A 24,427-nucleotide genomic window follows, 5' to 3' on the forward strand; every position below is an offset into this window, starting at 1 on the left:
TTGAAGGTGATGCCGGTATTCGACAAGGCGTGTTAGAAGGTGTAATGATAAAAAGAAAAATCTACCCGAGTGTTTTGGTTGATTCATTTGTCGGTTTTCGTTGGTGGGATAATGACATTGATGTCACGATAAAATCAGAACTTTACCAATAGATTTGCAACGTGAAATATTGACAAATTTTACAAACGTCAGACCGCTATATTTTTAAGGATCGGCTAAACTACTATCGTTAAATTCATCCGGTAATTGAACCTGTGCTTCGCTTACTTTGATCAACAAAGTCAAAACCACGATTGCAATTAAGGTAATAGCCAATCTTTTCATAGGATACATCCCAACAACTCAAATTGGCGTGATCATAGGAAATTTTACTGGTTGAAGTGTTACCCCTTTGTAACGCTTTAGCCGAGGGCGAGAAAGCAGTTGACCAAGATTTAGGCGTACAACTTTGTGAAAAAATGGTTTAATGGTGCAAATAAATTTATTGATGTTAAAGTGAGAGAGTGAATGAACGAACCTGTTATCGCCCGTTGGGCCTTGATTCGGGACATGCTCGTTTTTCAAGTGAAGTTAGCAATGGATGCCATTCGTGACTTGTTCTTAAGCCCGGTATCCATTATATGTGGGCTTGTTGATATATTAAAAGGTCATTCTCTTTCCCAGAGCTATTTTCATAAATTAATGAGGTTTGGTCATAAAACCGACTCGTGGTTAAACTTGTTTGGTAACCATAATACCGGGGCTGAACATATTAATGTTATAGATAGTCAAAAAGCTAAGGCCGATGTGAATGTGGATCAATTATTTTCCCAAGTTGAGTCCTTATTAAAAGAGCAACACGGCAAGGGAGGTTTAACGGCTTCCGCGAAAGCCACAATTGATCGTTATCTTAATAAGATAGTGGAAACCAAAACTCCCAGTGATAAACAAAGATAAAACAATACGGCTCACAGCGGCCTCCTGGTGAATAGTACACGACATTTCAGCGGTAAATGAATATAGTGACTGACTCCATTTATCGTTATCTTGCGCCGTTTTGAAACGAATTAATTGCCATACCTTACTCGATATATCACATTGGCGTAATCATCAGAAATTAACAGGCTGCCATCGGGCATCTCTAAAATGGCTGCTGGCCGGCCAAAAGTTTCCTCATTTTTCATAAACCCCGTAATAAACGGGGTATATTTTACAATTTTATTATTTTCAATGGTTGCTACGGCGACTTTGTAACCCGATTTTTTACTGCGATTCCACGAGCCATGTTCGGTCACAAACAATTGCTGTTTAACCTGCACGTCGTGAGCCAACATATACAATCCCATTTGGAGATAACGCCATTTGCCGGGCATTGTTCACACCTTTGGCAAAAAATTCAATGGTGAACCCTTCTGGCAGGTTAAGGGAATCCAGATCGATAGCGCCGACATGCAGCGATAAAAATGCCATTGTCAGGATAAGTTTTTTCATATTTTTGCCTTTTTGTATACATTTCTATTAACAATCTACGCCAATATAGTCCATTGCATTAGTGTTATTTGGATTGCAAGTATTGATAAATCGCGTTTGCATATTCTGGGTGTTCTGAAATATCGTTGTGGCCTGCCGATTTTATGACCAGCGATTGTTGTTGTTTGCCAAAAGCGGAGATTAAATTGTCACTATGTTTTCTCGGGATCACCTGATCATACTCGGCCATTAAAATGAGTGGTAATGTGTTAATTTCTGCTACTTGGCCGAGTGAATTGTATTTATCTTTTAATAACAAAGAGATCGGGAACATCCAGTAGACTCCTTTCGCGACATTTTCAATGCTGTCATAGGGAGTAACCAGAATAAGGTTTTCAATGTTGCGTCTTGCCGCAACATAAGTTGCAATGCCTGAGCCTAGACTGCGCCCCAAAAGAGACATCTTTGTATGCTGGCTAACGAGTTGATCATAGATATGTAAAGCATCGCTATACAAACCGTTCTCCGTTGGGGTTCCCATACTTTCACCATAACCCCGGTATGGGATCAGGTAAACGCTATAATTAGGTAGGACTTTTTGGAAAAATGAGATGTTTTGTTCGATGCTTTCGGCATTACCTCCATAGTAAAGCAACGCCTCATCTTGTTTTGGGTTAATTACCCAGCCTCTCAGTTCAATACCATTATTGGTAAAACTCACTTTAGTTGCGTCAACGAACTTGTCGCTTGGTTGTGGGAAGTATAATAAGGCTCGTTGACCGAAATAGATCAAAAGACAACAAAGAACATAGGCAACGAATGCGGCCAATAACATACTTTTCATCTCTCGATTTCTCCTTGCCTCTAACATTCATCTCGCCACATGACGGCAAGCAATTATGGAAAACTGTATTTCAAATCTCGTCTCTACTGTAAGTAGTTATACTTGCCTACATCTCCTTGCGGTAAACTGAAACCTCTTGGAGATCCCGGACCAAAATCACAACTACTAACGACATCGAAATAAAGGCAATGATACAAATCATAAAGCATTTCATATTCACCTCGCATATGTTGTAAAAATAAAAGTGACGGCTATATGTTAAGCATAAGAGACGGGGGATATTTCCCCCAAATAAACAAAAAAGAGCCTCTCATCAGGCTCTTTTTAGGTATTATAGCTAAAGTTTGAATGTCACCTTAATCAGTGTTTTCATTGTTTAATTTAACTAATTCTTACGGGCAAGTTTCGCCAGTTTTTTTTCAATCACTTGGGAAAACTCCCAAGGATGAAATACCTGGCCGGTTAATGCCGTAGTCGGAAAGATGATTAAACTTAATTCGTCTTCTTCCATGCCCGGTAACCATTTATCTTTAATATCATTAAAACTTAACAATTTCGGCTGGCAATGATCCCATTCGTCGGTAGCCCACAATGAAGCGGTTTCTTCTGTCGGCCAAAACGGGACGTAGTCTTCCTCATTTTCGGTGAGCATAACCGCACCGTGCTCGTCGGTCAAAATCCACGCCTGGCGCTCGGCCATTAAATTTTGCATGAACAGCTCATAGCGCTGCTCATCCGATAAATTCACACTGTTCTTATCAATTAATACCATAGTTAGCCTTTCATACGTTTAATTGAAGCTTGCGAAAGTTTCTCTAATAACACTTCGGTGTCTTGCCAGCCAATACAGGCATCGGTAATGCTTTGCCCGTAAGTCTCTACTTTATTATCGACAATATCCTGGCGACCTTCAACCAGGTGGCTTTCCACCATCACGCCAAAGATTGACTGATTGCCATTGGTCATTTGATTGCAGACATCGTCACAAACCAGCATTTGGTTTTCAAATTTCTTACTCGAGTTGGCATGGCTGAAATCTATCATAATTTTAGCAGCTAAATTCACCGATTCCAGTTGTGATGATATGGCATCGACATGTGGTTTTGAATAATTTGGCTCTTTACCACCACGCAAAATGATGTGACAGTCTGGATTACCTTTGGTTTCAACAATGGCGGAATGGCCTAATTTGGTCACCGATAAAAAGTGATGTGGTGCACTTGCTGCCCCTATCGCATCGATTGCTACTTTTATGGTGCCGTCGGTGCCGTTTTTAAAACCCACCGGACAGGAAAGACCAGACGCTAATTCCCGGTGTACTTGCGATTCTGTGGTACGAGCACCAATAGCGCCCCAACACATTAAATCGGCCATATATTGTGGCGTGATCATATCAAGGTATTCACCCGCGGTTGGTAACCCCATGTCGTTTAAATCGAGTAACAGTTTACGGCCGATGCGCAGGCCTTCATTAATTTGGAAACTGCCATCAAGGTGTGGATCGTTGATCAAGCCCTTCCAGCCGACGGTGGTTCGCGGCTTTTCGAAGTAAACTCGCATCACAATTTCAAGACTGTCTTTATACTTGCGACGCAGTTTATTTAAGCGACTGCCGTACTCAAGCGCGGCGATAGGATCATGAATCGAACATGGACCAATGACCACCAACAGGCGATCATCTTTCTCGTTGATAATATCACTTATCGCTTGTCGGCCAGCAAATACACTTTGAGACGTTTTTTCGTTGTTGCGATAGCGTTCAAGTAACGCTATTGGTGGTAAAAGTTCTTTTAGTTGATTAATGCGAACGTCATCGGTTTGGTGCAACATGGCAGTCTCTTTCAGGTTAAATGTCTGTAAGCGCTCAATCTAGCAGTGTTTTTAGAACATGCCAACGTTAAAATGCAGTAAATGCTCTAAATAGTTGGCTTTATAGCAAGTTGATTAAAAAAACTTCTCATTGAGCGAATTAAATCACTAATTTGGCTATTATCTTATTAGCAACTATTTATATAATAGCGTATATATTAATTTTAGATGAAGGCCTGACCATGGTTTTTGATAATCTTCCCCTTATCGATTTACATCGCCACCTCGATGGTAACATTCGCCCAGATACGATATGGGATTTAGCCCAACAAAATGGCATCGCCTTACCGGTTGAGCACTTTAACGACTTTATCCCGCATGTTCGCATTGAAGATAAAGCCAGTGATTTGATGGAATTTTTGGCAAAGCTCGATTGGGGGGTAAAGGTATTAGCCAACCTTGAAGACGTGCAACGAGTCGCATTTGAAAACGTAGAAGATTTATCACTTGCCGGTATCGATTACGCTGAACTGCGTTTTTCCCCTTATTACATGGCCATGTCGCATAATTTACCCACCGCCGATGTTGTCGCCGCCGTTATCGCCGGGGTAAAACAAGGTTGTAGTGAATTTAATGTACAAGCCAATCTTATTGGTATTTTAAGCCGCACCTTTGGTTTAGAGAAATGCCAACACGAACTGGACTCTTTACTGGTTCATAAAGATAACCTGGTCGCCATCGACTTGGCTGGCGACGAGCTAGGCCAGCCAGCAGAGTTGTTTGAACAACAATTTAAGCAAGTGGATAAGGCGGGATTAAATGTTACCGTTCATGCCGGTGAAGCTGCGGGACCCGAGAGTGTTTGGCAGGCCATTAAGCTATTGAAAGCCACTCGTATCGGTCACGGCGTAAGAAGTTATCAAGACCCGGCACTATTAGAGTATTTGGCCACCAACAATATTACCTTAGAGACTTGTTTAACCTCAAATTATCAAACTGGCACCATTGCCAACATTGCAGACCACCCTATTCATACCTTTTTAGCCAATGGGGTTAAGGTGTGTTTAAACACCGACGACCCAGCGGTTGAAGGCATAGAGCTTAGGCATGAATACCACATTGCCAAAACGACTTTAGGCTTAACCGATAAGCAATTACAAGACATTCAATTAAATGCCCTGCATGCGGCGTTTATCTCAGATGCTGAAAAACAAGCGTTACTTAAGTTAAAATCAGCTAACATTTAACCCATTAGGAAATAGACAAATGGCAACTCCCCACATAGAAGCAGCAAATGGTGATATCGCAGCAACGGTATTAATGCCTGGCGATCCATTAAGAGCAAAATTAATTGCCGATACATTTCTCGACGATGCCGTATGTTTTAATACGGTACGCAATATCTTAGGCTATACCGGCACCTACAAAGGCAAGCGCATCTCGGTGATGGCCTCGGGTATGGGCATTCCATCCATTTCGATTTATGCCACCGAATTGTACAAAGACTATGGCGTAGAAAACATTATTCGTATTGGCAGCTGTGGCGCGGTATTAGACGATGTCAATATGATGGACGTTATCATTGGCATGGGTGCCAGCACCGACTCGAAAGTGAATCGTAGTCGTTTTAACAATCATGACTTGGCCGCCATTGCCGATTATGGTTTGTTAAAAAATGCCGTAGATGCCGCCAGCAATTTAAATAAACCGGTGAAGATAGGCAATATTTTTACCGCCGATTTATTTTATACCCCAGAATTTGAGTTTTTCGATAGCATGGCCAAACACGGTATCTTGGGTGTTGAAATGGAAGCCGCAGGGCTTTATGGCGTAGCGGCAGAGTATGGCAAAAAAGCCTTATGTATTTTAACGGTGAGTGATCATATAAAACGTGGCGAAAGTTTATCGGCACAAGACAGACAAACCTCGTTTAAAGATATGATGGAAATTGCTATGGAATCAGTTTTACTGCAATATTCATAACTTTAAATTTGCCCTAATAAAAAAACGGCGCAATGCGCCGTTTTTATTAGGGAAAATTTAAAGTCTGTCTTAGAAGAAACTTACTTTAAATTCAGCACCAACAAAGCGCTCTTCATTGACAATGGCAGTGTTATTAGTGAAATCAACCGCGCCGATTGCTTGTTGCTCATCGGTAATATTACGCACAAATAATGACACATCGTATTCTTGATCATCAGTCTCCCAAGCATAACCCGTACGAACACCACCTTCGAATAATGACTTACCGGTAAATTCAGTAGAATCATATAAGAAGAAACTGATCTCATCACGGTAAGACCAATCGGTATAGGCATAAAACTCACCGTCACCAAGTTCACGAGAATAACGAGCCGTGAAGGTGTAAATCCATTCTGGCGCATGCGGTAAGCTGTTGCCATCGATTATGGCTCTATCAGGAATGAATGCCGCAGGATTGCCCGGAATGATCTCGTCATTAATGGTACAAGAGGCACAAACAGGCACTGATAAACCACTGTCGTTTATTTCAGTGTTGTTATAACTGGCACCAACAGTAATCGCTAAGTTGTCCGTTAACATAAATTCTGAATCAAGTTCAAAACCATAGCCGACAGTTTCATCGGCATTTATTAACCGCGCGGTGTTACTGTCGCCACCTACCGAAGTTAACTGTTGATCATCCATGGTGTAGTAGAAAACTGAAGCATTGATTCGGCCACTGCCGTCCAATACATCGGCTTTAACACCGGTTTCAAACGATAAAATGGTTTCTGATTTGGCTACCGAAATCCCTTCATCAAAGGAAAATAATGAACGACCCTGAATACTCGGCGCTCTAAAGGTATCGGCGACACGCGCGTATAAATTAATATCATCCGAATATTTATGACTAACACTGATGTCCCAACTCACGTGTGAGTCACTAGTACTTTCCTCACCAGCTTGTAAGTCAGGAAAACCATCAAAAGCCAATGGGGATTGGGTTCTAAGATTGTTATAATCTTTATCATCATCTGAATAACGTAAACCTAAAGTCATTGAAGTCGTATCAGATAAATCATAATCGAATGAACCAAACACCGCCCAGGCCGTAGTATCCTGATTTTGCACAACATAACCAGCCTGTACGCCATCTGTGAATAAGGCATCGTAGGCAAAACTTTCAATGGTTAATTCTTCGCTAAAGTAAAATAGACCCACTTGATAGTTAAAATCACCGGTAAAATTACTGGTTAAACGTAACTCTTGGGTAATTTGCTCGTGATCTGGAATACCATCTGCAGTTTCTGAACTGATATTTATCACCCCAGGGCCGGTAGCGAATTCCACTGGCGGACAACCAAAGCCATTACAACCGTAACCACCATCAACATCGGCACGAGAGAATAACTCGGCACTTTCATAACCGGTAATTGAAGTGACGGTGTAATCATCGAAATCAAATTCCAGTTTTAAGCTGGCGCCTTCAGTTTCTACTTGTTGCGTTGCTCGCGAAGCTGAGTCATGAAAAACAGTGTCACGGTCAAAACCACTGACTAACGAATTACTACCCGTTTTAATGGCATTGGCATAGAAAGTCACCGGCTCACCATCTAAATCTCGCATGTGATAGTTAAATAACGCGTTAAAATCATCGCCTTCGTATAAGAACTGGATACGCATGGCTTGATCAGTATAACCACCTAAAACGTCATCTTGTTCAAACCCCGGGGCTTTGTTATCGATGTAATTATCGCGGTCTTGACGTAATACCGAAATACGTGCCGATAAATTATCGGTTAAACCACCACCAATGGCAGCTCTAACATCGGAGGTAGACTTACTTCCGTAGGATACTGAGACAAAGCCGTCAAAGTCTTGTGACGGTTTTACCGAGTCAAACTTTACTAGTCCTGCAGGGGTGTTACGGCCGAACAAGGTACCTTGTGGGCCGGCTAAGGCTTCAACCCGAGCAACATCAAATACCGGGAAGCCTTTTAAGATTGGATTTTCTTGTACGACGTCATCAACCACTAGCGATACCGGTTGTGAAGCGTTTAAATCGAAATCGGAATTACCTAAGCCACGCATATAGAAGCGCGGGAAGGTACGACCAAATGATGATTCTACCGAAAGGCTGGGTACACGTGCATTTAAAAAGCGGATATCCATGGCGCCGGAACTGATGGCGGCCAGTTTTTCACCCTGCAATGCAGTGACAGAAATTGGTACTTCTTGCACATTCTCAACGCGTTTACGGGCAGTTACTTCGATAACTTCGAGTTTGCTTTTATCTAATGCCTGAGCTTCTTCAGCGGCGATTGCGTTTGGTGTTGCCGCAACAATTGTTGAAAACAGTGCAGCCTTAACACCCCATGACAGAGCATTGGTTTTAAAGATTGTCATCTTATCTCCCTGGTTTTTTTGTCTTTTTGCCGCTTATTACAATTAAGTAAAAACCAAACGACTTAAGTTATTTTTATATTAAAAATGTTACCTTAGTGTAACAAACAGATCATAAAACAATTGTTTGAACATTTAAAGTTCTATCGCTATTTGAGTAATAATTGCGGCTTAAAAGACACGCCGTACTCTAATGGCTCCAAGCCAAAAATATCGGCCAGCGTAGCACCAATGTCGGCAAAGGTATCGCGTTCACCCAAATCGATTGCCGGCATATTTTTTTGGTAAAACATTACCGGTACGTATTCGCGGGTATGATCGCTACCATGCCAGGTGGGATCGCAGCCATGATCGGCGGTCAATACCAAGATATCATCATCTCTTAACTCGTCATCGATATGCAACAGGCGGGCATCGAGGTATTCAAGGGCCTTACCATAACCAACAGGATCACGACGATGACCAAAGTCTTGATCAAAGTTCACCAAATTGGTAAAGATCAGGCTATTATCGCCTTGCTTTTGCAACTGCTCAATACTGGTATCGATTAATGCGGTTAAGCCGGTGGCTTTGTAAGCTTCAGAAATCCCCTGACCGGCATAAATATCAGAAATTTTACCTATGCTGATCACTTTACCGCCCTGCTCGGTTAATTTTTCCAGCATGGTAGGTGCTGGTGGCAACACGGAATAATCGCGACGATTACCGGTACGCTCAAAATTTGCGGAACAATCACCAATAAAGGGTCTGGCAATCACCCGGCCAATATTCATGTCTAACTCGGTCAGTAAATCTCTGACTTGTTGACAATATTGATACAGGTTGTCTAAGCCGAAGGTGTCTTCGTGGGCGGCAATTTGAAAGACACTGTCGGCGGAGGTATAACAGATTGGCAAACCAGACTGCATATGCTGCTCACCCAATTCGCCGATAATCGTGGTGCCTGAGGCATGGCAATTGCCCAAACACCCTTCTATCCCGGTTTTTTGATAAACGTTTTGCAGTAGTTCATCGGTAAATGATCGCTGCCTATTGGTGAAATAGCCCCAATCAAACAATACCGGTACCCCCATTATTTCCCAATGGCCACTGGGAGTGTCCTTACCAGTGCTGATCTCGGCGGCATAACCATAAGCCCCGGATTGCGGCGCATGTCCGGTTACAGCGGGTGATTTTTTGCCGGCGTCTGTCGCGGCGTGTAACAGGCCCATTGCAGACAGCGTTGGCAGGTGAAGTTTACGACCCGTTTCATGGTGAAATGCATCGGCAAGGTTGGCAAAAGTATTGGCTCCAACATCGCCAAACGCTTCTGCATCGGGTGCAGCTCCCAGACCAAAACTATCAATTACCAGTATTAACGCACGAGCCATATTTTAAACCTTATTAATTTAAACCTTATTAAACAGTATGTTAATATTTTACACCGAATCGAAATAAACAGTTAATAGAATCTTTCTATCTTGCAAACATTTATTGTAGACTAGGCGGCGGTCTACTTAATTATAGAATCATTTATAAATTAGTCTGGGTGATGTTAAGTTTCCCTAGTTTTTAATGAAAAATAAACAATACTAGTTTACAAGTTATGATTCTTTGGGAATAAATTTGTCTCTCAACACCCTCACAACCATTGCCATTGTTGGTGCATCCGCATCAGGTAAGTCTTTGTTTGCGCAAACCATTTACGATGAATTAGTCGATGAGTTGGGCTCGCAAAGCATGACCATCATCAAAGAGGACTCGTATTACCGCAACCAAGATCACTTGCCTTTCGAACAACGTTTAAATACTAATTATGATCATCCAAAAGCGTTTGAGCATGAATTGTTGGCGCAACATTTATTGCAGTTAAGTGCAGGTAAGTCTATTGAGGTGCCCGTTTATGACTATAAACAGCATACACGTAGCGTAGATATTGAACAGGTAAGTCCGGCCCGGGTGGTGTTAGTGGAAGGCATCTTATTGCTTACCGATAAAACCTTACGTGACCGATTTGATATTAATATCTTTATCGATACGCCATTAGATATTTGTTTAATTCGCCGCATTAAACGTGATTTAGAAGAAAGAGGCAGAGATTTGGACTCGGTGACGAGCCAATATCAACAAACCGTACGACCTATGTATTACCGTTATATCGAACCGTCACGGGAACATGCGGATATCGTCATCACCAAAGGTGGGCGCAACAGAATGGCACTGGAGCTGATAAAAGCGAAAGTGCGTGAACTGGCAAAATAATAATAAAAATAAAATAAATTTTAACATATAGGTGAATTGATGAACTTTGATACTTTACGTGGTGTAGTTGGGATACTTCTTATCCTCGGGGTTGCATATTTAGCGAGTTCGCATAAAAAGAGCATTAACTGGCGCACCGTTGGTGGTGCTTTTACCATACAAGCGTTTTTTGCGGCGCTTGTCCTTTACAGCTCAGCAGGCCGTGCAGCACTGGAATGGATTTCAACGAAAGTTCAAAATGTCATTGATTATTCTGGTGACGGCATCGCGTTTCTCTTCGGCAATTTAGGCAATGCAGCTTCTTTTACCGAGGGCGGTATAGGCTTCGTATTTGCCATTCGAGTGTTACCGGTAATAGTATTTTTTTCATCACTTATCGCCGTTCTGTATTACTTAGGTATTATGGACAAAATCATCAAGTTTCTTGGTGGCGGTTTAGCCAAATTACTGAAAACCTCTGATCCAGAATCGCTATCAGCTACCGCCAACATTTTTGTCGGTCAAACCGAAGCACCGTTAGTCGTACGTCCATTTTTACCAACAATGACTCGCTCTGAACTTTTTGCCGTAATGGTGGGTGGTTTAGCCTCAGTTGCGGGTGCCGTATTGGCAGGATATGCGTTATTAGGTGTTGAGCTCAAATATTTGATTGCCGCAAGCTTCATGGCCGCCCCTGGTGGCTTACTGATGGCCAAATTTATCATGCCGGAAACCGAAGAACCGAAAAATGCGCTTGAGCAAGTGCCCGATGAAGGCCAAGAGAAAGATGCAGTAAACGTAATAGATGCGGCTGCAGAAGGTGCCAGTAAAGGGATGATGTTGGCTCTTAATGTGGGTGCCATGTTGATGGCTTTTGTTGCCTTAATCGCCTTGTTAAATGGTCTCATTGGCGGTATTGGCGAGATGGTTGGCGTTGAAGGACTCACTTTGCAAATGATCTTGGGTTACTTATTCCAACCCATTGCTTATATGTTAGGTGTGCCTTGGGAAGAAGCGTTTCAGGCCGGCAGTTTTTTAGGACAAAAGCTTATCCTCAATGAATTTGTTGCCTACGCCGATTTTATTCCACTTAAAGACCAGTTAAGTGCCGGTACGCAAGCAATAGTCACTTTTGCATTGTGTGGCTTTGCCAATTTATCTTCCATCGCCATATTACTCGGCGGCATTGGTTCGCTAGCTCCCAGTCGTAGACACGACATCGCCCAACTAGGTATGAAGGCGGTGTTTGCCGCCACTCTTGCCAACTTAATGAGTGCGGCCATTGCCGGCGTATTCATTTCATTAGCGTAATTAACAGAAAGCCCGTACTAAGCGGGCTGTTTTATTTAAGGTATACAAGACAAACCAAGATTCAAAGTTTACCGCGATTTAATCACAGACATTTTAAGTGATGATTGGCTTTACCCGTTTGTTTGGCACACACAATCAAGACATCGACCTTTATAAATAAAAAACAAAATTACCGCTACTTTGCTCTTAACCTTATATATTCAATCTGCTAGTATTCCTCAACTATATAGATACTAAACTTGCAGCTTTTCAGGAATTTGTAGTGATTAAATCCTTCTCCTCGCCTTTAACCAAAAAAAGTACATTTATTTTAGCCGTTTCATTATTCGGCTTAAACGCCGGCGTACAAACAAAAGAAAATGAAACGCCGACTGAGCAACCTAAAAACATCATTATGATAGTTGCCGATGGCATGGGTCCGGTATTTCCAACCGCCTATCGCTATTATTTTGATGATGAAAATACGCCATTAGTGGAAAGAACCATTTTTGATCAATTTTATGTCGGCAGTGCCAGCACCTACCCTGCAACAGAATCTGGTTATATCTCCACTTCTGTTGCCAGTGGCGCGGCATTGGCTACCGGCAAAAAGAAGACAAACCTGTTTGTTACCGATTCTGCGGCGAGTGCGACAGCGTTAGCTACCGGGGTAAAAACTTATAATAAAGCCATTGGCGTAGATCAAAATAAAAAACCACAATTAACCGTTTTGGAGTGGGCAAAAAGTATCGGTAAAAAAACCGGTATCGCGGTAACATCACAAATTGTTCACGCCACCCCAGCCTCATATATCGCCAAAAACGTCAGTCGAAAAAACTACAACCCCATTGCCGATGATTACTTTGACTTAAGGGTGAATGGTAAATTTAAAGTCGATGTGATGCTTGGCGGCGGTACCAAATACTTTATCCGTGACGACAGAAACTTAAAGGACGAATTTGTTGCCGCGGGTTATCAATATATCGATAGCTATGACCAATTAAGCACCTTAACCCCAGAGCAACCGGTATTAGGCTTGTTTGCCAAAGATGCACTGCCAGCCGAATTAGACTCGAAACAAAAAAATCGTCTCACTACTTTGGCCAAAACCGCCATTAAGCAATTAGAAAATGAAAACGGTTTCTTCCTGCTATTAGAAGCCAGTCAGGTTGACTGGGGCGCGCACAGTAATGACATTGCCTATTCCATGGGCGAAATGAAAGACTTGGCGGCAACAATGACGTATTTAAAATCTTATGTTGCCAGCAACCCTGACACTCTGGTGGTGCTCACAGCTGATCATAATACCGGAGGTTTTACCATAGGCGCTCGCGGTGTGTATAAATGGCAACCTGAATATTTAAAAAATTTCAAATCATCCCCAAATAAAATGGCGAAACGGTTGGCTAAGAAAACTCTGTCAGTTAACAATTTAAGCGATGAACTCGGCTTTGCCCTCAAACCTGAGGAGTTAAAACAATTAGAAGTGATTTTGCTTGAACACACTATAGATATTAAAACAAATGCTCTGAGCGAAGACAAAAACAAAAAAAACCTAGTTACGCGTTACTATGAATATATAAATAAAATCATAGACTTAAGAACAAATAGTGGTTGGACAACAAAAGGCCATACCGGTATTGATGTGCCGGTATACGCCTTTGGTAAAGGCAAAGAAAAGTTTGCTGGCTTTCAGGATAACATTGAAATTGCCGATAAAATATTTGCTTTAATGGGCAAATCAAATTAACTAACCGCGCTATCATTCTGGTAGTTCGGGATCAGTTCATGTACGAATACAAAGGCCTGCAATTTTGCAGGCCTTGTTTTAATTATCGCTAAATGATCAATAAATTATCCGACTTGGTATAAAGCAAGCCGATTAAATAACTGCTGGAATAAATTACTCAGCAGCTTTGTTTGGAAGCGAGAATTTTAAAATCAAATAACCGATTATACCGGAGATTAAGGAACCAATGATTATTCCTAAGCGCTCATCGAACAATTTATCAAAGCCAGTGGATTCAAACGTTAACGAGCCGATAAATAAACTCATGGTAAATCCGATACCACATAATGCCGCGGTGCCATAAAGGGCTTTCAGGTTCATACCTGTTGGCAGTTTGGTAAAGTTCAGCTTTATCGCTAACCAACAAAAGCCAAATACACCGACTTGTTTACCAATGAGTAAACCTAACGCAATGCCTATTGGTACATTGTGCAGCACATCTTCCATGCCCACGCCTCTTAAACTGATGCCGGCATTGGCAAAAGCAAACACTGGCAGCACAAAAAAAGCGACAACGGCGTGCAGATCATGCTCTAAGCTCTTTAACGGCGAGTATTCCGGGTTAGTTTCAGATTTCATAGGGATAAATAATGCCACCAACACCCCGGATAACGTGGCGTGTACACCGGATTTTAGCATTGCCGTCCACATGATAAGGCCGATCACCATGTACAAACTTCTGGCTTCAATTTTGTACCGATTTAATAAAAACAATATTGGCAAACAACATGCAGAGACAATTAGCCCGGTAATTGAAATATCGGCGGTATAGAAACAGGCGATAATAATAATGGCACCAATATCATCAAAAATGGCAAGAGAAGTTAAAAATATTTTTACCGAGGTAGGTACACGTGAGCCAAGCAAGGCTAGAACCCCTAAAGCAAAGGCAATATCCGTTGCCGCCGGAATGGCCCAGCCGTTTATCGCTTGCGGATCATCGTAATTAAAATACACATAAACCAGTGCCGGCACTAACATACCACCAATAGCACCAACCCCAGGTAAAATGATATTGCGTTTATCCGCTAATTCACCCTCAATTAATTCCCGTTTTAACTCAAGCCCGACCAGGAAGAAGAACACCGCCATTAAGCCATCGTTGATCCACAGCAGTAACGGTTTCGCCACTTCTAAAGGCCCTACCTTTACCGCGACAGGAATATCTAAAAACAATGCGTAATAATGATCCCAAGAGGAATTGGCAAAAATCATGGCAAGCACTGCGGCCACCATTAAAATAATACCACCTGCCGATTCGAGTTTAAAAAAGCTGGTGATGAAATTGTCTTGCTGGGTGATGTCTTGCTGGGTGATCATAGGTCTCCAAACTGATGAATAATAAATGATTTCGGTTATTTTTTCTTAACAGCCAGATGTTATAGCAAATTTTTGCTAATTAATTAACTTATCCTAGTCCAAATCACAGAAAAGTAAGATAAATGGCGTTAGATACGCAAATAGAGTAATCAATAACTCAGTTCAGGTTTTGCCGCTTTGAACTAAACCGATCCCGCCGGAGTTGGGTGTTCCCTGCGAGTTAGAAGTATGAGATAGGCCGACGTTCTGAACATCATAATTATAAATCTACAGGCTTAATTCTAAAAGGCCATTGTCAATATCATTCTTTTTAATTTTCTAAACCTGCAAAATTACTTCCATCATTATAGAAATGTTACGTTAAAAATATTTTGTTTATGTCAGCGTAATAACGTAAATTTAAAGTAATAATGAGTACGGTGAAAAAATTACCAAACAAGATTTGAAACACAGCAAGATATTTTAAATTACATTGCTATCTTTTATAACAGTCACCGCTTGCATTCTTCTTTGGATTACAACAGCCCAAATGCTGATGAAAGTGAAATGAATAAATGGATTTTTTATTAATCTCTATTGGAACAGTAAAATGAAATATAAAGCTGTATTGTTATCAATGAGGTTGCCTTTTTTGCTACTCACGCCGGTTTGTATTTTATTAGGTGCTAGTGTTGTTATTGCAAGTCCCGAGAAGCTTAATTTTTTATCCTTATCTTTAGCCTTTGTTGGCGCCCTATTAGCTCATATTAGTGTTAATACCCTTAATGAATTTTTCGACTTTAACAGTGGTTTAGATCTGATCACCAAAAGAACTGGTTTTAGTGGTGGAAGCGGTGGCTTACCGCAACAGCCTGAGTTAAGTAAGCATGTTTTAATGCTTGCTGTGATTTGTCTATTTTTGGTTGTTTTAATTGGTGGTTATTTTTATTCTCGTTATGGCGCTGAAATTTTGCCTGTTGGTATTTTGGGGCTGCTGATCGTAGTTACTTATACTCAATTGATTAATAAAAGCCCGTTATTATGCTTGATTGCGCCTGGACTTGGTTTTGGTTTTTTAATGGTGGTAGGTACTCAGTTTGTCTTAGTTGGGCAATATTGGGCTAGTTCTTTGCTGATTGCTGTTATCCCATTTTTTTTAGTCAATAATTTATTATTGCTTAATCAATATCCTGACATCGAGGCAGATCGAAAAGTTGGTCGTAAACATTTTCCAATAACCTATGGCGTTAAACAAAGTACCAGAGTGTATGGCGTGTTTTCTTTGGCGAGCATGCTGGCGATTGTTATATATGTTAGTTTTGGCTATCTGCCCGAACTAAGCCTTATCGCTTTAATTCCCATGCCTTTAGCGTTATTTTCCTATTCTGGGGCGCTCAAGTATAAACAAGCAATTGGTGAACATCCACAATACCTTGGCGCGAATGTAGCAGTAACTATTTTAACGCCTTTATTGTTATCAATTTCGATTATTGCAGGCTAGTTATTGTTCATTCAACCGGACAATATAACGGACCCTTTCGCAAAACTAGAACTGATAAGTCATTCCAGCAGTCAGTCTATAGGCATCGTAGTTATAACTTGATAAACCGTTGCCAAGTACATTGACCATGCGATCTATGTCATATTCAAATCGCCAGTCTTGTTCGTCAAATTGTTGATACAAAAGATCAAAATGCAAGTTCAAAACCGGTGAATAGATATAATCTGCGTATACTTTGATGTCATGAGAATTAACCACCAGTTCGTTGTGACTGTTACTGCTCGATAATGAAGGTGTCTTTACCTGTGTTGTACCAATAGCATATGAGTAGCTGTAATCCATTCCCATGGTAAGTTTACCATCCGATAGCTTTTCAGCCATTAGATTTATACCAGCACTATCTGATTTGTCATCTTGGTTACTTAACCAATCAACCTGATTGAACCAATAACTGCCTTGGCTAATATTATCTTGCCATTGTTTATGTGTATAAATGAGCAATGATAGGTGTTTGTTAAATGATGTGCTCATTGACAGGTCAACGCCACGGCGTTTACTTTCAATTAACCCTATGTCGGTTTTTTGATATTTATCCCGTGAAAAGTAAGCCTGAAGATTTACTTCTGAATTCACCAAGATATTTGTTTCGGCGTTACTAAACGGACTAAAAGATAATCTGCCCTTAGCTTGTTCTCGTTCTCTATCTGCTTGATAATATTTTTGTAATGCTAATGCATCACTAATCGGTGTTGTCTGATCTGTGCGATTATAAAGTGAGCCATCACGAAACTCCCGTGATAACTCAACACTGACGGCATTAAAAGGGGCAAGTCGAGTAGCAACCTTGAACCAATACTTTTCATTTTTAGTTTTCTTTCTATCTTGTAAATCACGTTCTCGTTGATCTAATTGCCAGCCAAAAGTTAACTGCGATCCTATAGCAAAACGATACTGGCTGTATAAATTGATTTTAGTTTTCTTGAAGTTATATGGCCGATTTGAAGCGACATCGTCCAATACCACACTGTCAGTGTACACATATTGATATTCATTACTTTGTGTGTTGTTGTCACGATCGTCTAAATGATAATTTAATGTTATTTTCCATTTGTTTTCGGTTTTATACTGTACCTTGATATGGCCTGATAAAGTGCCTACTACTGCATTTAAATGGTTTGACGGCAGCATATTAATGGATAATAGAGGATTATTACTATAAGGTAAAAACGATTCTTTTTGCCTCAGCTGTCCATAATTCAACCGAGCCTGAAGGCTTAAATTATTCTTGTGATAGTTGCCGAATAAACTTATTTGATCAAATTGATTATCTGGCGCGGTAGATAATTGGCCACCGTCTGCACCACCAAATAACACTGAGTAGGGGCTATGCCAGTTTATTACCGAGCGTTTATTATTAAAGTCACTTTTATAATAATTTAACAACAGCGAACCATATTCATAGACAAAGTAACTGCCAACATCAAACTGCTGATGATTTTGGTCAACCCCTGTTGGTAATATCACTACTTTGTTAAGAATATTGCCGCTGGTGCTATTTGTGCCTTGTTTATTTTGGGTTTGAACATCAATATAACCTTGCCAATTTTTGTCAAATTGTTTATCTACCGTTAGTCGCCAAGATTCTCTTTCAATTTGTTGAGAAAAGTTAGCAAAAAGCTCACTTGGCATCTGGGATGTTGTTGCAACTCGCTGCCAGTTATCTGCTAATGCTAATGACGCGCCACCAGCGTTAGTATATGGCGTTAGTGCTGAGTCATGGCCAAACTGGTTTAGTGTTGCATAATTTAATACCACTTTGTAAGCAGCTGCTTTTGCAGCAAGCAATGTTACGCTGCTGTTGTCTTTGCCTATTCCTTTGGCAAACAAGCGGTAATGTCTACCTTGTGTTCTCTTATCTATGTCAGCGTCTATATGACCTGAACCGCCTTCACTGTTATCACCGATGTCGGTGGAAAAACGGCCATTATTATCTTGCGTATTGCTCAAATTGGCTGTTATTTTTACAACGGTGTCTGGTATGACCGTACAATATTTACAAAGCCATTTATCTTTGTTAATTTTATCTGTATTTGCATCTTTTAAGCTAAAGCCATCGGCTAGAGAACTCGCGCTGAAACAAAGAAAAATAGCAAGAGTAAGGCTATTAAGGAGCGGCTTATGTTTAGATTTCTTCATGCTTGTACTCCTTAATTTTAACGTTTAAATGTTTGACCCGCAGGGTGATTACTGCCATGCACCAGGCTATGACAATTCATACAATTTTGGCCTAAAGCGAATACACTTTGTGTTGTTCTAACAAATTCATTTCCGCCTACCGCAGTTGATGGATGATCGGCCGGGGTATGACAATCTTGGCATAGTTGCGGGGTGCGTTGTTTAAGTAAGTTGGCATTGATAGAGCCATGTGAGTCATGGCAAATACTACAATCTTCGGCCACAGGTGCATGTTCCCACAACAATGGACCTCGTTTCTCGGTGTGACATTGGTAACAAGTTTCATTTATGGATGGACGTTTCAACTCATGTTCGGCAAATGAACCATGCGGATTATGACAATCAGAACAGGTCATTTGGCCCCATTTTAATGGGTGACTCGATCGTTTATTTAGCGCATGTAATTGCTCTTTATGGCAGTTACCGCATACTTGATTTTGTTGTTGTTTTAATAGGATGGGATCTTGAGCGTGATGTACTTGATGACAAGATGCGCAAGGTACTTGTTCATCCTGATGTGAACTTCCTCGCCACGACAGTCGTTGCCTATCTTCATGACAACTTAAACATACGCTATTCTGTTTATCGGCATCAACTAAGGATTTCTCACCAAAGGTGATCATCGGCTCTCTCAGCTTACCTTTGCGCACTCTATTAGTATGTTTACCCGCTGGTCCGTGGCAAGCTTCACACTGTAAACCGGTAAATGGAGAATTTTCGACATCTTGACGGCCGTGAACATTATCGAATATCGCCATGGCATTGTTCTCAGATTCACCATCGTGGCACTTAAGACAACTGTCTGCACCTTTTTTGGAATATTTGCCTTGGTTGAATTTTTTTACCAACAAGGTGTCAAGTTGCTCAGCGGTTAGTGGCGGGATTGCCTCTTGGGTTTTTGTATTTTTTACATTGGTAGCAAAACTCTGCGCTGACAATAATGGGGTTATCAATATTATCGTCAAAAAAGCAGCAAAAATTTTACCCATAGTTTGAACTCTTTATTTATTAAATACGAGATGCACCAGGTTAAACTACAATAGGCTAAATATAAAAACCTGGCCTTTACGCTTTCACCGTTGATTAATGTAGAGTATGCATTTTATCAACCGCAAACTCTGCACCTATACCATGACAAACTGAGCATGATTCCACTTTATTAGCGGCAGCAAAGTTCGCACTACCAAATATTGCTCCATTTTGTATCATATGATCAATAAGTGATTGGTTTTTGGTTGAAATTGCCCCTTTGCCTGGATCAATCAATCCCGGTAAATTCGGGTCAATTAATCCCAACTTGACATTAAGATGGCAACTTCCGCAGACAACAGCCGTAGGGCTAACATAAACGCTATCATTTGCTCCCGATGCAGCTGATGCACGCGTGTTTTGCTGAATTGGCAGATCAAATTGCCCTTCCGCGTGACATGCATTACAGTTGTCAATGTTATTAGGGAAATGGTCGATTTGTTCTGGGTTCTCGTCGTCAAGCGCATCTTTGTCTAAGCCAGAATGTAAACGATGGACATGACGCTTTAAATCACCTAAACCTCGGAATCCTGTACGTGTTGCGTTATGACATGTTTTACATTGGATTAGGTCTGTTGCGCCGTGATGAAACATTTTATCGGCATGACAACCCTGGCAAGATTCCATGTTCGCGCCAATTTTGTCGTATGCCTCGGTACTGATAGAGCCATCTCCATTGAAGAAAGCAATTGTTGGCTCTGATTCTATTTGGGCAACATCCATAGACGCTGTTTCAGGTGAGTCGCAACGCACGATAGCGCCGTCTTTCTCATTCATACAAACGAGTACGTCAACAGGTGTCGCAGTGATGACATCCGTTGCTGTAATTCCCGCTAATAAACCTGGTGCAGAACAACTGAATAACCCCGCGCCATCAGGTGTACAATCATTAAAGGCAACTTCTTGATGGTTTAGCTGGTAACCTGTACCGTCGTCCCAGTTAAGAGCAAGGGCACCGTTGTCGGTACCGTGGCCATATTTACCAAACATAGCACCTTGTGGGGTATCAATGTCATTACTGTCACGTAATGCCGTAACTGGAGCACCTTCTAGTGTTATCATCACGTCCACTTCAATATCACCTGTAGCTAAGTCAACACGTACCGCTTCAGGCTTGGTGACAATGGCGGTACGGGCAATATCTTTGTAGTCCATTATACCAACATGGTTGCTACGTACCGAGCTAAACCCAGATTCGCCGTGACATGTTTGACATTCACTATTATCGGCTTGAACACCGGCAAGATGACCAGTACCAGTAGCAAAATCTACGTTGTCATGACAAGAACCACAGGCTTGCATTGTTGGTTGTTGCATCCAGTTTATCGCGTCTGGCGTTGCCACATTGCTATCGTCATGACAATTGCTACAGTTACGAATATCTTGAGGCAGGTGTGTAGCTGAATAATCATGTTTGCTGTCCCTATATCCCCAGATAGCAAATTCACCGCCATTAATAACAGAAGGTAAGTTTGCACCACGGTGAATTCTGTGAATCATTACTTTAAAGTCGACCGTTTCACCACTATTAGCATCACCACTACCAGGGTTGTGACAAGTCACACAATAGGCGGTATCCACGCGACCACCACCGTGGAAGGCAAGTTCTCCATGACAGTTGTTACACGTGCCTTGGGAAACCATTTCACGGCTCGAAATTGAATCGGTTGCGCCTGTAGATGGCTGCCAGTCGTAGGTTCTATTCATGGTAGGATAACCATTGCCACTAATTTGGAAAGCAACTCTTTGGGTATAATCAGGATTATAGATAACCGCTACCGGCGATGTTACATTACTCATATCAAAACTAAAGGTGTAACTGTACGTTCCGTCTTTGTTGTTGATAAATATGCCTGCTTCAGTACTCGCATTTTCAGATGTTGCCTGTATGGCGTCTTCAGTGCCAGGACCATTAATTGGATCGGTTGGTGCACGTTCGGTTTTGTTGATATAACTTTGCCAATAAGAAGATTCACCCGATGTAGCGTCAATGGGGGTTAACTGGGCGACAGTGAATCGAATTTGACTACCTTGTAAACCGTTGAAACCTACACCAATGTCATCTTCGATGCTGAAATCAACGGTTAATTTGCCGTCGATGGCAATTGTGGCACCGGTTATTGCTGATTCCATGGTTTCTGTAATTCTTGATGTGCCCGTAGAACCTGATGGACCTGTTTCTCCCACAGAACCCGTAGGACCATCGGGACCCGCAGGTCCTGTGGCACCGTCATCACCACATCCAAATAGCGCAAGTATGCCAATCAAGACAACACTGGTTAGCAGTTGCTTAAGGTGCCATAGTTTCATGTTTTTCATTAGAGACTCCATGGGTATATTGGCTACAATTTTTGCTTGCTTTACCCTGTATTGGATCAATTTATCTATGTGCTAACTGTTTTGCATAACAAGCTATAGTTACTTATTCATACTAGTATATATTTAGGAACGCATTTGAGCTTAGATATGAAATTTAATAATTTTCATAAATGGATTATAACAACATGATCAAAATCAAATTTATGACACTTTTCTTGACACTATTTACTGGCTTTTCACAGGCTAGCTCAATCGACTCTACAATAACTATGTGCAATGACTGTCATGGAGCAAAAGGCGTAAGTAGCGATTCAGATATACCGAGTATTGCTGGATTTTCTGAAACCACCATTTCAGACATGCTGATAGCTTATATTGATGAAACACGAAGTGCGCGCAGTTCTAAGTATCGTCATGGTGATACTAGCCGATCGGAAACAAACATGTATGCTATTGCGAAAGAGCTTTCAGAAGAAAATATCGAAGCGATAGCAAGCTATTATTCTGAGCAAATTTTTATTCCGAGCAAACAAACCTTTGACTCAGCACTTGCAAAAAAAGGTGAAAAGTTACATGAAGAGAGATGCATTATATGTCATGAACAGGGCGGAAGCTCTGCGGACGATGATGCAAGTATTTTAGCGGGACAATGGATGCCATTTTTAGAGCAAGCGTTTAAAGATTATCGTTCTGGAGAACGAGAAACTGAAGAGGGAATGAAGAAAAAAATAGATAGACTATCAGAAAAGCAAATCAAAGCGCTGATACATTATTATGCTAGTCAACAATAGGGATTGAACGATGAAAAAGGATCTACTGACGTAGATCCCAAACTTGGTATCAGCCTATAAACAAATAGCATTGTTTAGCGGTTTTATTTTGATTAATAATATTATAAATTACTGTTTAATCTGGCAAAACCTCGTTCAAGGTCATCAATTAAATCGTCAATATCTTCCAAACCGATATGTAATCGTATCACCGGGGTAGTATAGCCGAACGCCGATTCAGCCCTGGCTTTGTTAAGCCCGGAATAAGCCAATACCAAGCTTTCAAATCCGCCCCATGAAAACCCCATCTTAAAGTGACTCATGCCATCTAAAAATGCGGTTAACGCCTGATTATTGCTCTTTTTTAACACAAAAGAGAATAAACCATTGCCACCGACAAAATCACGCTTAAAATATTCATGACCGGGACACGACGGCAATGTCGGATGCAGCACGGTTTCCACTTCTGCTCGGGTGGCTAACCATTTGGCAATTTTTAACGAATTCTTTTCGTGCTGTTTTAATCGCACCCCTAAGGTGCGAATACCACGCATCGCCAAGGTGATATCATCCGGTGAGGCACACTGCCCTAACAGATAAGATTTTTCTCGTAACACCGGCCAGCTCTTCTCGTTTGCCGTGGCTGTACCCAGCATAATATCGGAATGGCCGCTGACGTATTTGGTCGCAGCTTGTACCGAAACATCGACGCCATAATCAAAAGGTTGAAAATGCAATGGTGACGCCCAGGTATTATCCAATATCACCGTAATGTCTGGGTTTTGCGCATGCGCTACCTCACAAATGCCGGGTACATCTTGAACCTCCATGGTGATAGAACCCGGGGATTCAACAAACACGACTTTGGTATTGTCTTGGATCAGGTTTTTAATATCCCGGCCGATCATCGGATCATAAAACGTGACCTCAACACCAAATTGCGACAGCGTTTGCGTACAAAAATCTCGGGTTGGCTCGTAGGCCGAGTCCACCATTAACAAATGATCACCGGCTTTAACAAAGGCTAAAATCGCACTGGTTATCGCGGCAGTACCACATGGATAAACATAACAGCCTACACCACCTTCAATCTCGTTCATCGCATCAGCAAACGCAAACGTGGTTGGTGTACCACGACGACCGTAAAACAGCTCTTGTTGCTGTCTTTTTACACTGGCTTCTTTCATCTGGGCGACTGAGTCAAAGACTACAGTAGATGCCCTGAATACAGGTGGATTTACCACACCTTTGGTCCACTTTGCTTGTCGTCCAGCATTTACGAGTTTAGTATCTTTTTTCATTATCGACTCTAAGTTAAGGTTCAGTTCAAATAGCTGTCTAGCCATCTAAACAGATTTTTTAACGAATATAAAGGGTTTTGTGGTTTTCGCAGGTAATAACTCATTTCAATGAGTTATTACCCTGGAGTCGTAAACCTCACTTCCAACTTACTACTTTCTACTTTCCACTTTCCACTTTCTACTTTCAACTTTCAACCAAGCATTTCA

At 41.4% G+C, this 24,427-nt stretch carries 19 protein-coding genes and 2 pseudogenes; 9 read left to right on the forward strand and 12 right to left on the reverse strand.

All coding sequences use genetic code 11. The features are described from left to right. The first annotated feature begins 507 nt into the window (after positions 1–507). Positions 508–936 (forward strand): hypothetical protein, encoded by a 429-nt coding sequence (locus ND16A_RS20185; RefSeq protein ID WP_052073009.1) that lies wholly within the window; start codon positions 508–510, stop codon positions 934–936. Positions 937–1,046: 110 nt separating this feature from the next. Here ND16A_RS20185 and ND16A_RS19915 read toward each other — a convergent pair. From ND16A_RS19915 to aroG, 5 genes and pseudogenes are all read right to left on the reverse strand, one after another. After that, positions 1,047–1,289: pseudogene (locus ND16A_RS19915) on the reverse strand (sorbosone dehydrogenase family protein); the annotation flags it as partial. Beyond that, on the reverse strand, positions 1,288–1,470 hold the full coding sequence (locus ND16A_RS20190; protein WP_052073011.1) for a hypothetical protein: 183 nt from the start codon (positions 1,468–1,470) through the stop codon (positions 1,288–1,290). The gene ND16A_RS20190 and the pseudogene ND16A_RS19915, both read right to left, overlap by 2 nt. A gap of 64 nt (positions 1,471–1,534) precedes the next feature. After that, on the reverse strand, positions 1,535–2,293 hold the full coding sequence (locus tag ND16A_RS11090) for an alpha/beta hydrolase (protein ID WP_033077228.1): 759 nt from the start codon (positions 2,291–2,293) through the stop codon (positions 1,535–1,537). 385 nt (positions 2,294–2,678) lie between these two features. Continuing rightward, positions 2,679–3,065, reverse strand: a complete 387-nt coding sequence (locus ND16A_RS11085; protein WP_033077229.1) for a DUF2750 domain-containing protein — start codon at positions 3,063–3,065, stop codon at positions 2,679–2,681. Positions 3,066–3,067: 2 nt separating this feature from the next. Then, positions 3,068–4,123 carry a 3-deoxy-7-phosphoheptulonate synthase AroG gene (aroG, locus tag ND16A_RS11080; RefSeq protein ID WP_033077230.1) on the reverse strand — a complete coding sequence of 352 codons (1,056 nt, stop codon included), beginning with the start codon at positions 4,121–4,123 and terminating at the stop codon, positions 3,068–3,070. 221 nt (positions 4,124–4,344) lie between these two features. On the opposite strand from aroG, the gene add reads away from it, so the two are divergent. Together add and deoD are read left to right on the forward strand one after the other, a co-directional pair. Then, positions 4,345–5,349 carry an adenosine deaminase gene (add, locus tag ND16A_RS11075; RefSeq protein WP_033077268.1) on the forward strand — a complete coding sequence of 335 codons (1,005 nt, stop codon included), beginning with the start codon at positions 4,345–4,347 and terminating at the stop codon, positions 5,347–5,349. A 19-nt stretch (positions 5,350–5,368) separates the two neighbouring features. After that, on the forward strand, positions 5,369–6,085 hold the full coding sequence (deoD, locus tag ND16A_RS11070) for a purine-nucleoside phosphorylase (RefSeq protein WP_033077231.1): 717 nt from the start codon (positions 5,369–5,371) through the stop codon (positions 6,083–6,085). A 69-nt stretch (positions 6,086–6,154) separates the two neighbouring features. Here the strand turns inward: deoD and ND16A_RS11065 are convergent, their stop codons facing one another. Beyond that, positions 6,155–8,470, reverse strand: coding sequence for a TonB-dependent receptor (locus ND16A_RS11065; protein WP_033077232.1), 2,316 nt, complete (start codon positions 8,468–8,470; stop codon positions 6,155–6,157). Positions 8,471–8,616: 146 nt separating this feature from the next. After that, positions 8,617–9,837 carry a phosphopentomutase gene (locus ND16A_RS11060; protein ID WP_033077233.1) on the reverse strand — a complete coding sequence of 407 codons (1,221 nt, stop codon included), beginning with the start codon at positions 9,835–9,837 and terminating at the stop codon, positions 8,617–8,619. A 235-nt stretch (positions 9,838–10,072) separates the two neighbouring features. Between ND16A_RS11060 and udk the strand changes: the two genes are divergently transcribed. The 3 genes from udk (at position 10,073) to ND16A_RS11045 (ending at position 13,727) form a co-directional block, all read left to right on the forward strand. Beyond that, complete coding sequence (udk, locus tag ND16A_RS11055) at positions 10,073–10,708, forward strand: uridine kinase (protein WP_033077234.1); 636 nt, start codon at positions 10,073–10,075, stop codon at positions 10,706–10,708. Between the two features lie 39 nt (positions 10,709–10,747). Beyond that, positions 10,748–11,998, forward strand: coding sequence for a NupC/NupG family nucleoside CNT transporter (locus ND16A_RS11050; RefSeq protein WP_033077235.1), 1,251 nt, complete (start codon positions 10,748–10,750; stop codon positions 11,996–11,998). Positions 11,999–12,260: 262 nt separating this feature from the next. Beyond that, positions 12,261–13,727 carry an alkaline phosphatase gene (locus tag ND16A_RS11045; RefSeq protein WP_235282048.1) on the forward strand — a complete coding sequence of 489 codons (1,467 nt, stop codon included), beginning with the start codon at positions 12,261–12,263 and terminating at the stop codon, positions 13,725–13,727. Between the two features lie 153 nt (positions 13,728–13,880). On the opposite strand, the gene nhaA is transcribed toward ND16A_RS11045, so the two are convergent. Beyond that, on the reverse strand, positions 13,881–15,086 hold the full coding sequence (gene nhaA / locus ND16A_RS11040) for a Na+/H+ antiporter NhaA (protein ID WP_033077236.1): 1,206 nt from the start codon (positions 15,084–15,086) through the stop codon (positions 13,881–13,883). A 423-nt stretch (positions 15,087–15,509) separates the two neighbouring features. On the opposite strand from nhaA, the pseudogene ND16A_RS21025 reads away from it, so the two are divergent. Beyond that, positions 15,510–15,656 (forward strand): annotated as a pseudogene (locus ND16A_RS21025) (IS3 family transposase); the annotation flags it as partial. Between the two features lie 19 nt (positions 15,657–15,675). Continuing rightward, a complete protein-coding gene (locus ND16A_RS11035; protein WP_033077237.1) occupies positions 15,676–16,566 on the forward strand; it encodes a prenyltransferase in 891 nt (296 codons plus the stop codon). Between the two features lie 45 nt (positions 16,567–16,611). Here ND16A_RS11035 and ND16A_RS11030 read toward each other — a convergent pair whose 3' ends face one another. The 3 genes from ND16A_RS11030 to ND16A_RS11020 all read right to left on the reverse strand — a co-directional run bounded on the left by ND16A_RS11030 (position 16,612) and on the right by ND16A_RS11020 (position 22,149). After that, positions 16,612–18,762 (reverse strand): MtrB/PioB family decaheme-associated outer membrane protein, encoded by a 2,151-nt coding sequence (locus tag ND16A_RS11030; protein ID WP_033077238.1) that lies wholly within the window; start codon positions 18,760–18,762, stop codon positions 16,612–16,614. A 17-nt stretch (positions 18,763–18,779) separates the two neighbouring features. Then, entirely contained in the window at positions 18,780–19,790 is a 1,011-nt protein-coding gene (locus ND16A_RS11025; protein ID WP_033077239.1) for a DmsE family decaheme c-type cytochrome, read from the reverse strand. Between the two features lie 94 nt (positions 19,791–19,884). Then, positions 19,885–22,149: an OmcA/MtrC family decaheme c-type cytochrome gene (locus ND16A_RS11020; protein ID WP_033077240.1), complete on the reverse strand. Its 2,265-nt coding sequence runs from the start codon at positions 22,147–22,149 to the stop codon at positions 19,885–19,887. 185 nt (positions 22,150–22,334) lie between these two features. Here ND16A_RS11020 and ND16A_RS11015 point away from each other — a divergent pair, with 185 nt between their 5' ends. Then, positions 22,335–22,940: a c-type cytochrome gene (locus ND16A_RS11015; RefSeq protein ID WP_033077241.1), complete on the forward strand. Its 606-nt coding sequence runs from the start codon at positions 22,335–22,337 to the stop codon at positions 22,938–22,940. A gap of 101 nt (positions 22,941–23,041) precedes the next feature. On the opposite strand, the gene ND16A_RS11010 is transcribed toward ND16A_RS11015, so the two are convergent. Next, on the reverse strand, positions 23,042–24,220 hold the full coding sequence (locus ND16A_RS11010) for a cystathionine beta-lyase (protein WP_033077242.1): 1,179 nt from the start codon (positions 24,218–24,220) through the stop codon (positions 23,042–23,044). Positions 24,221–24,427: the final 207 nt, after the last annotated feature.

The sequence above is a fragment of the Thalassotalea sp. ND16A genome, from assembly GCF_000764205.1.
Lineage (GTDB): Bacteria > Pseudomonadota > Gammaproteobacteria > Enterobacterales > Alteromonadaceae > Thalassotalea_A.

Excerpts from the sequence above, each read along its gene's own strand:
- ND16A_RS20185 (WP_052073009.1), top strand. The coding sequence starts at position 508 with ATGAACGAACCTGTTATCGCCCGTTGGGCCTTGATTCGGGACATGCTC.
- ND16A_RS20190 (WP_052073011.1), bottom strand. The coding sequence starts at position 1,470 with ATGAAAAAACTTATCCTGACAATGGCATTTTTATCGCTGCATGTCGGC.
- ND16A_RS11090 (WP_033077228.1), bottom strand. The coding sequence starts at position 2,293 with ATGAAAAGTATGTTATTGGCCGCATTCGTTGCCTATGTTCTTTGTTGT.
- ND16A_RS11085 (WP_033077229.1), bottom strand. The coding sequence starts at position 3,065 with ATGGTATTAATTGATAAGAACAGTGTGAATTTATCGGATGAGCAGCGC.
- aroG (WP_033077230.1), bottom strand. The coding sequence starts at position 4,123 with ATGTTGCACCAAACCGATGACGTTCGCATTAATCAACTAAAAGAACTT.
- add (WP_033077268.1), top strand. The coding sequence starts at position 4,345 with ATGGTTTTTGATAATCTTCCCCTTATCGATTTACATCGCCACCTCGAT.
- deoD (WP_033077231.1), top strand. The coding sequence starts at position 5,369 with ATGGCAACTCCCCACATAGAAGCAGCAAATGGTGATATCGCAGCAACG.
- ND16A_RS11065 (WP_033077232.1), bottom strand. The coding sequence starts at position 8,470 with ATGACAATCTTTAAAACCAATGCTCTGTCATGGGGTGTTAAGGCTGCA.
- ND16A_RS11060 (WP_033077233.1), bottom strand. The coding sequence starts at position 9,837 with ATGGCTCGTGCGTTAATACTGGTAATTGATAGTTTTGGTCTGGGAGCT.
- ND16A_RS11050 (WP_033077235.1), top strand. The coding sequence starts at position 10,748 with ATGAACTTTGATACTTTACGTGGTGTAGTTGGGATACTTCTTATCCTC.
- nhaA (WP_033077236.1), bottom strand. The coding sequence starts at position 15,086 with ATGATCACCCAGCAAGACATCACCCAGCAAGACAATTTCATCACCAGC.
- ND16A_RS11035 (WP_033077237.1), top strand. The coding sequence starts at position 15,676 with ATGAAATATAAAGCTGTATTGTTATCAATGAGGTTGCCTTTTTTGCTA.
- ND16A_RS11030 (WP_033077238.1), bottom strand. The coding sequence starts at position 18,762 with ATGAAGAAATCTAAACATAAGCCGCTCCTTAATAGCCTTACTCTTGCT.
- ND16A_RS11025 (WP_033077239.1), bottom strand. The coding sequence starts at position 19,790 with ATGGGTAAAATTTTTGCTGCTTTTTTGACGATAATATTGATAACCCCA.
- ND16A_RS11020 (WP_033077240.1), bottom strand. The coding sequence starts at position 22,149 with ATGAAAAACATGAAACTATGGCACCTTAAGCAACTGCTAACCAGTGTT.
- ND16A_RS11015 (WP_033077241.1), top strand. The coding sequence starts at position 22,335 with ATGATCAAAATCAAATTTATGACACTTTTCTTGACACTATTTACTGGC.
- ND16A_RS11010 (WP_033077242.1), bottom strand. The coding sequence starts at position 24,220 with ATGAAAAAAGATACTAAACTCGTAAATGCTGGACGACAAGCAAAGTGG.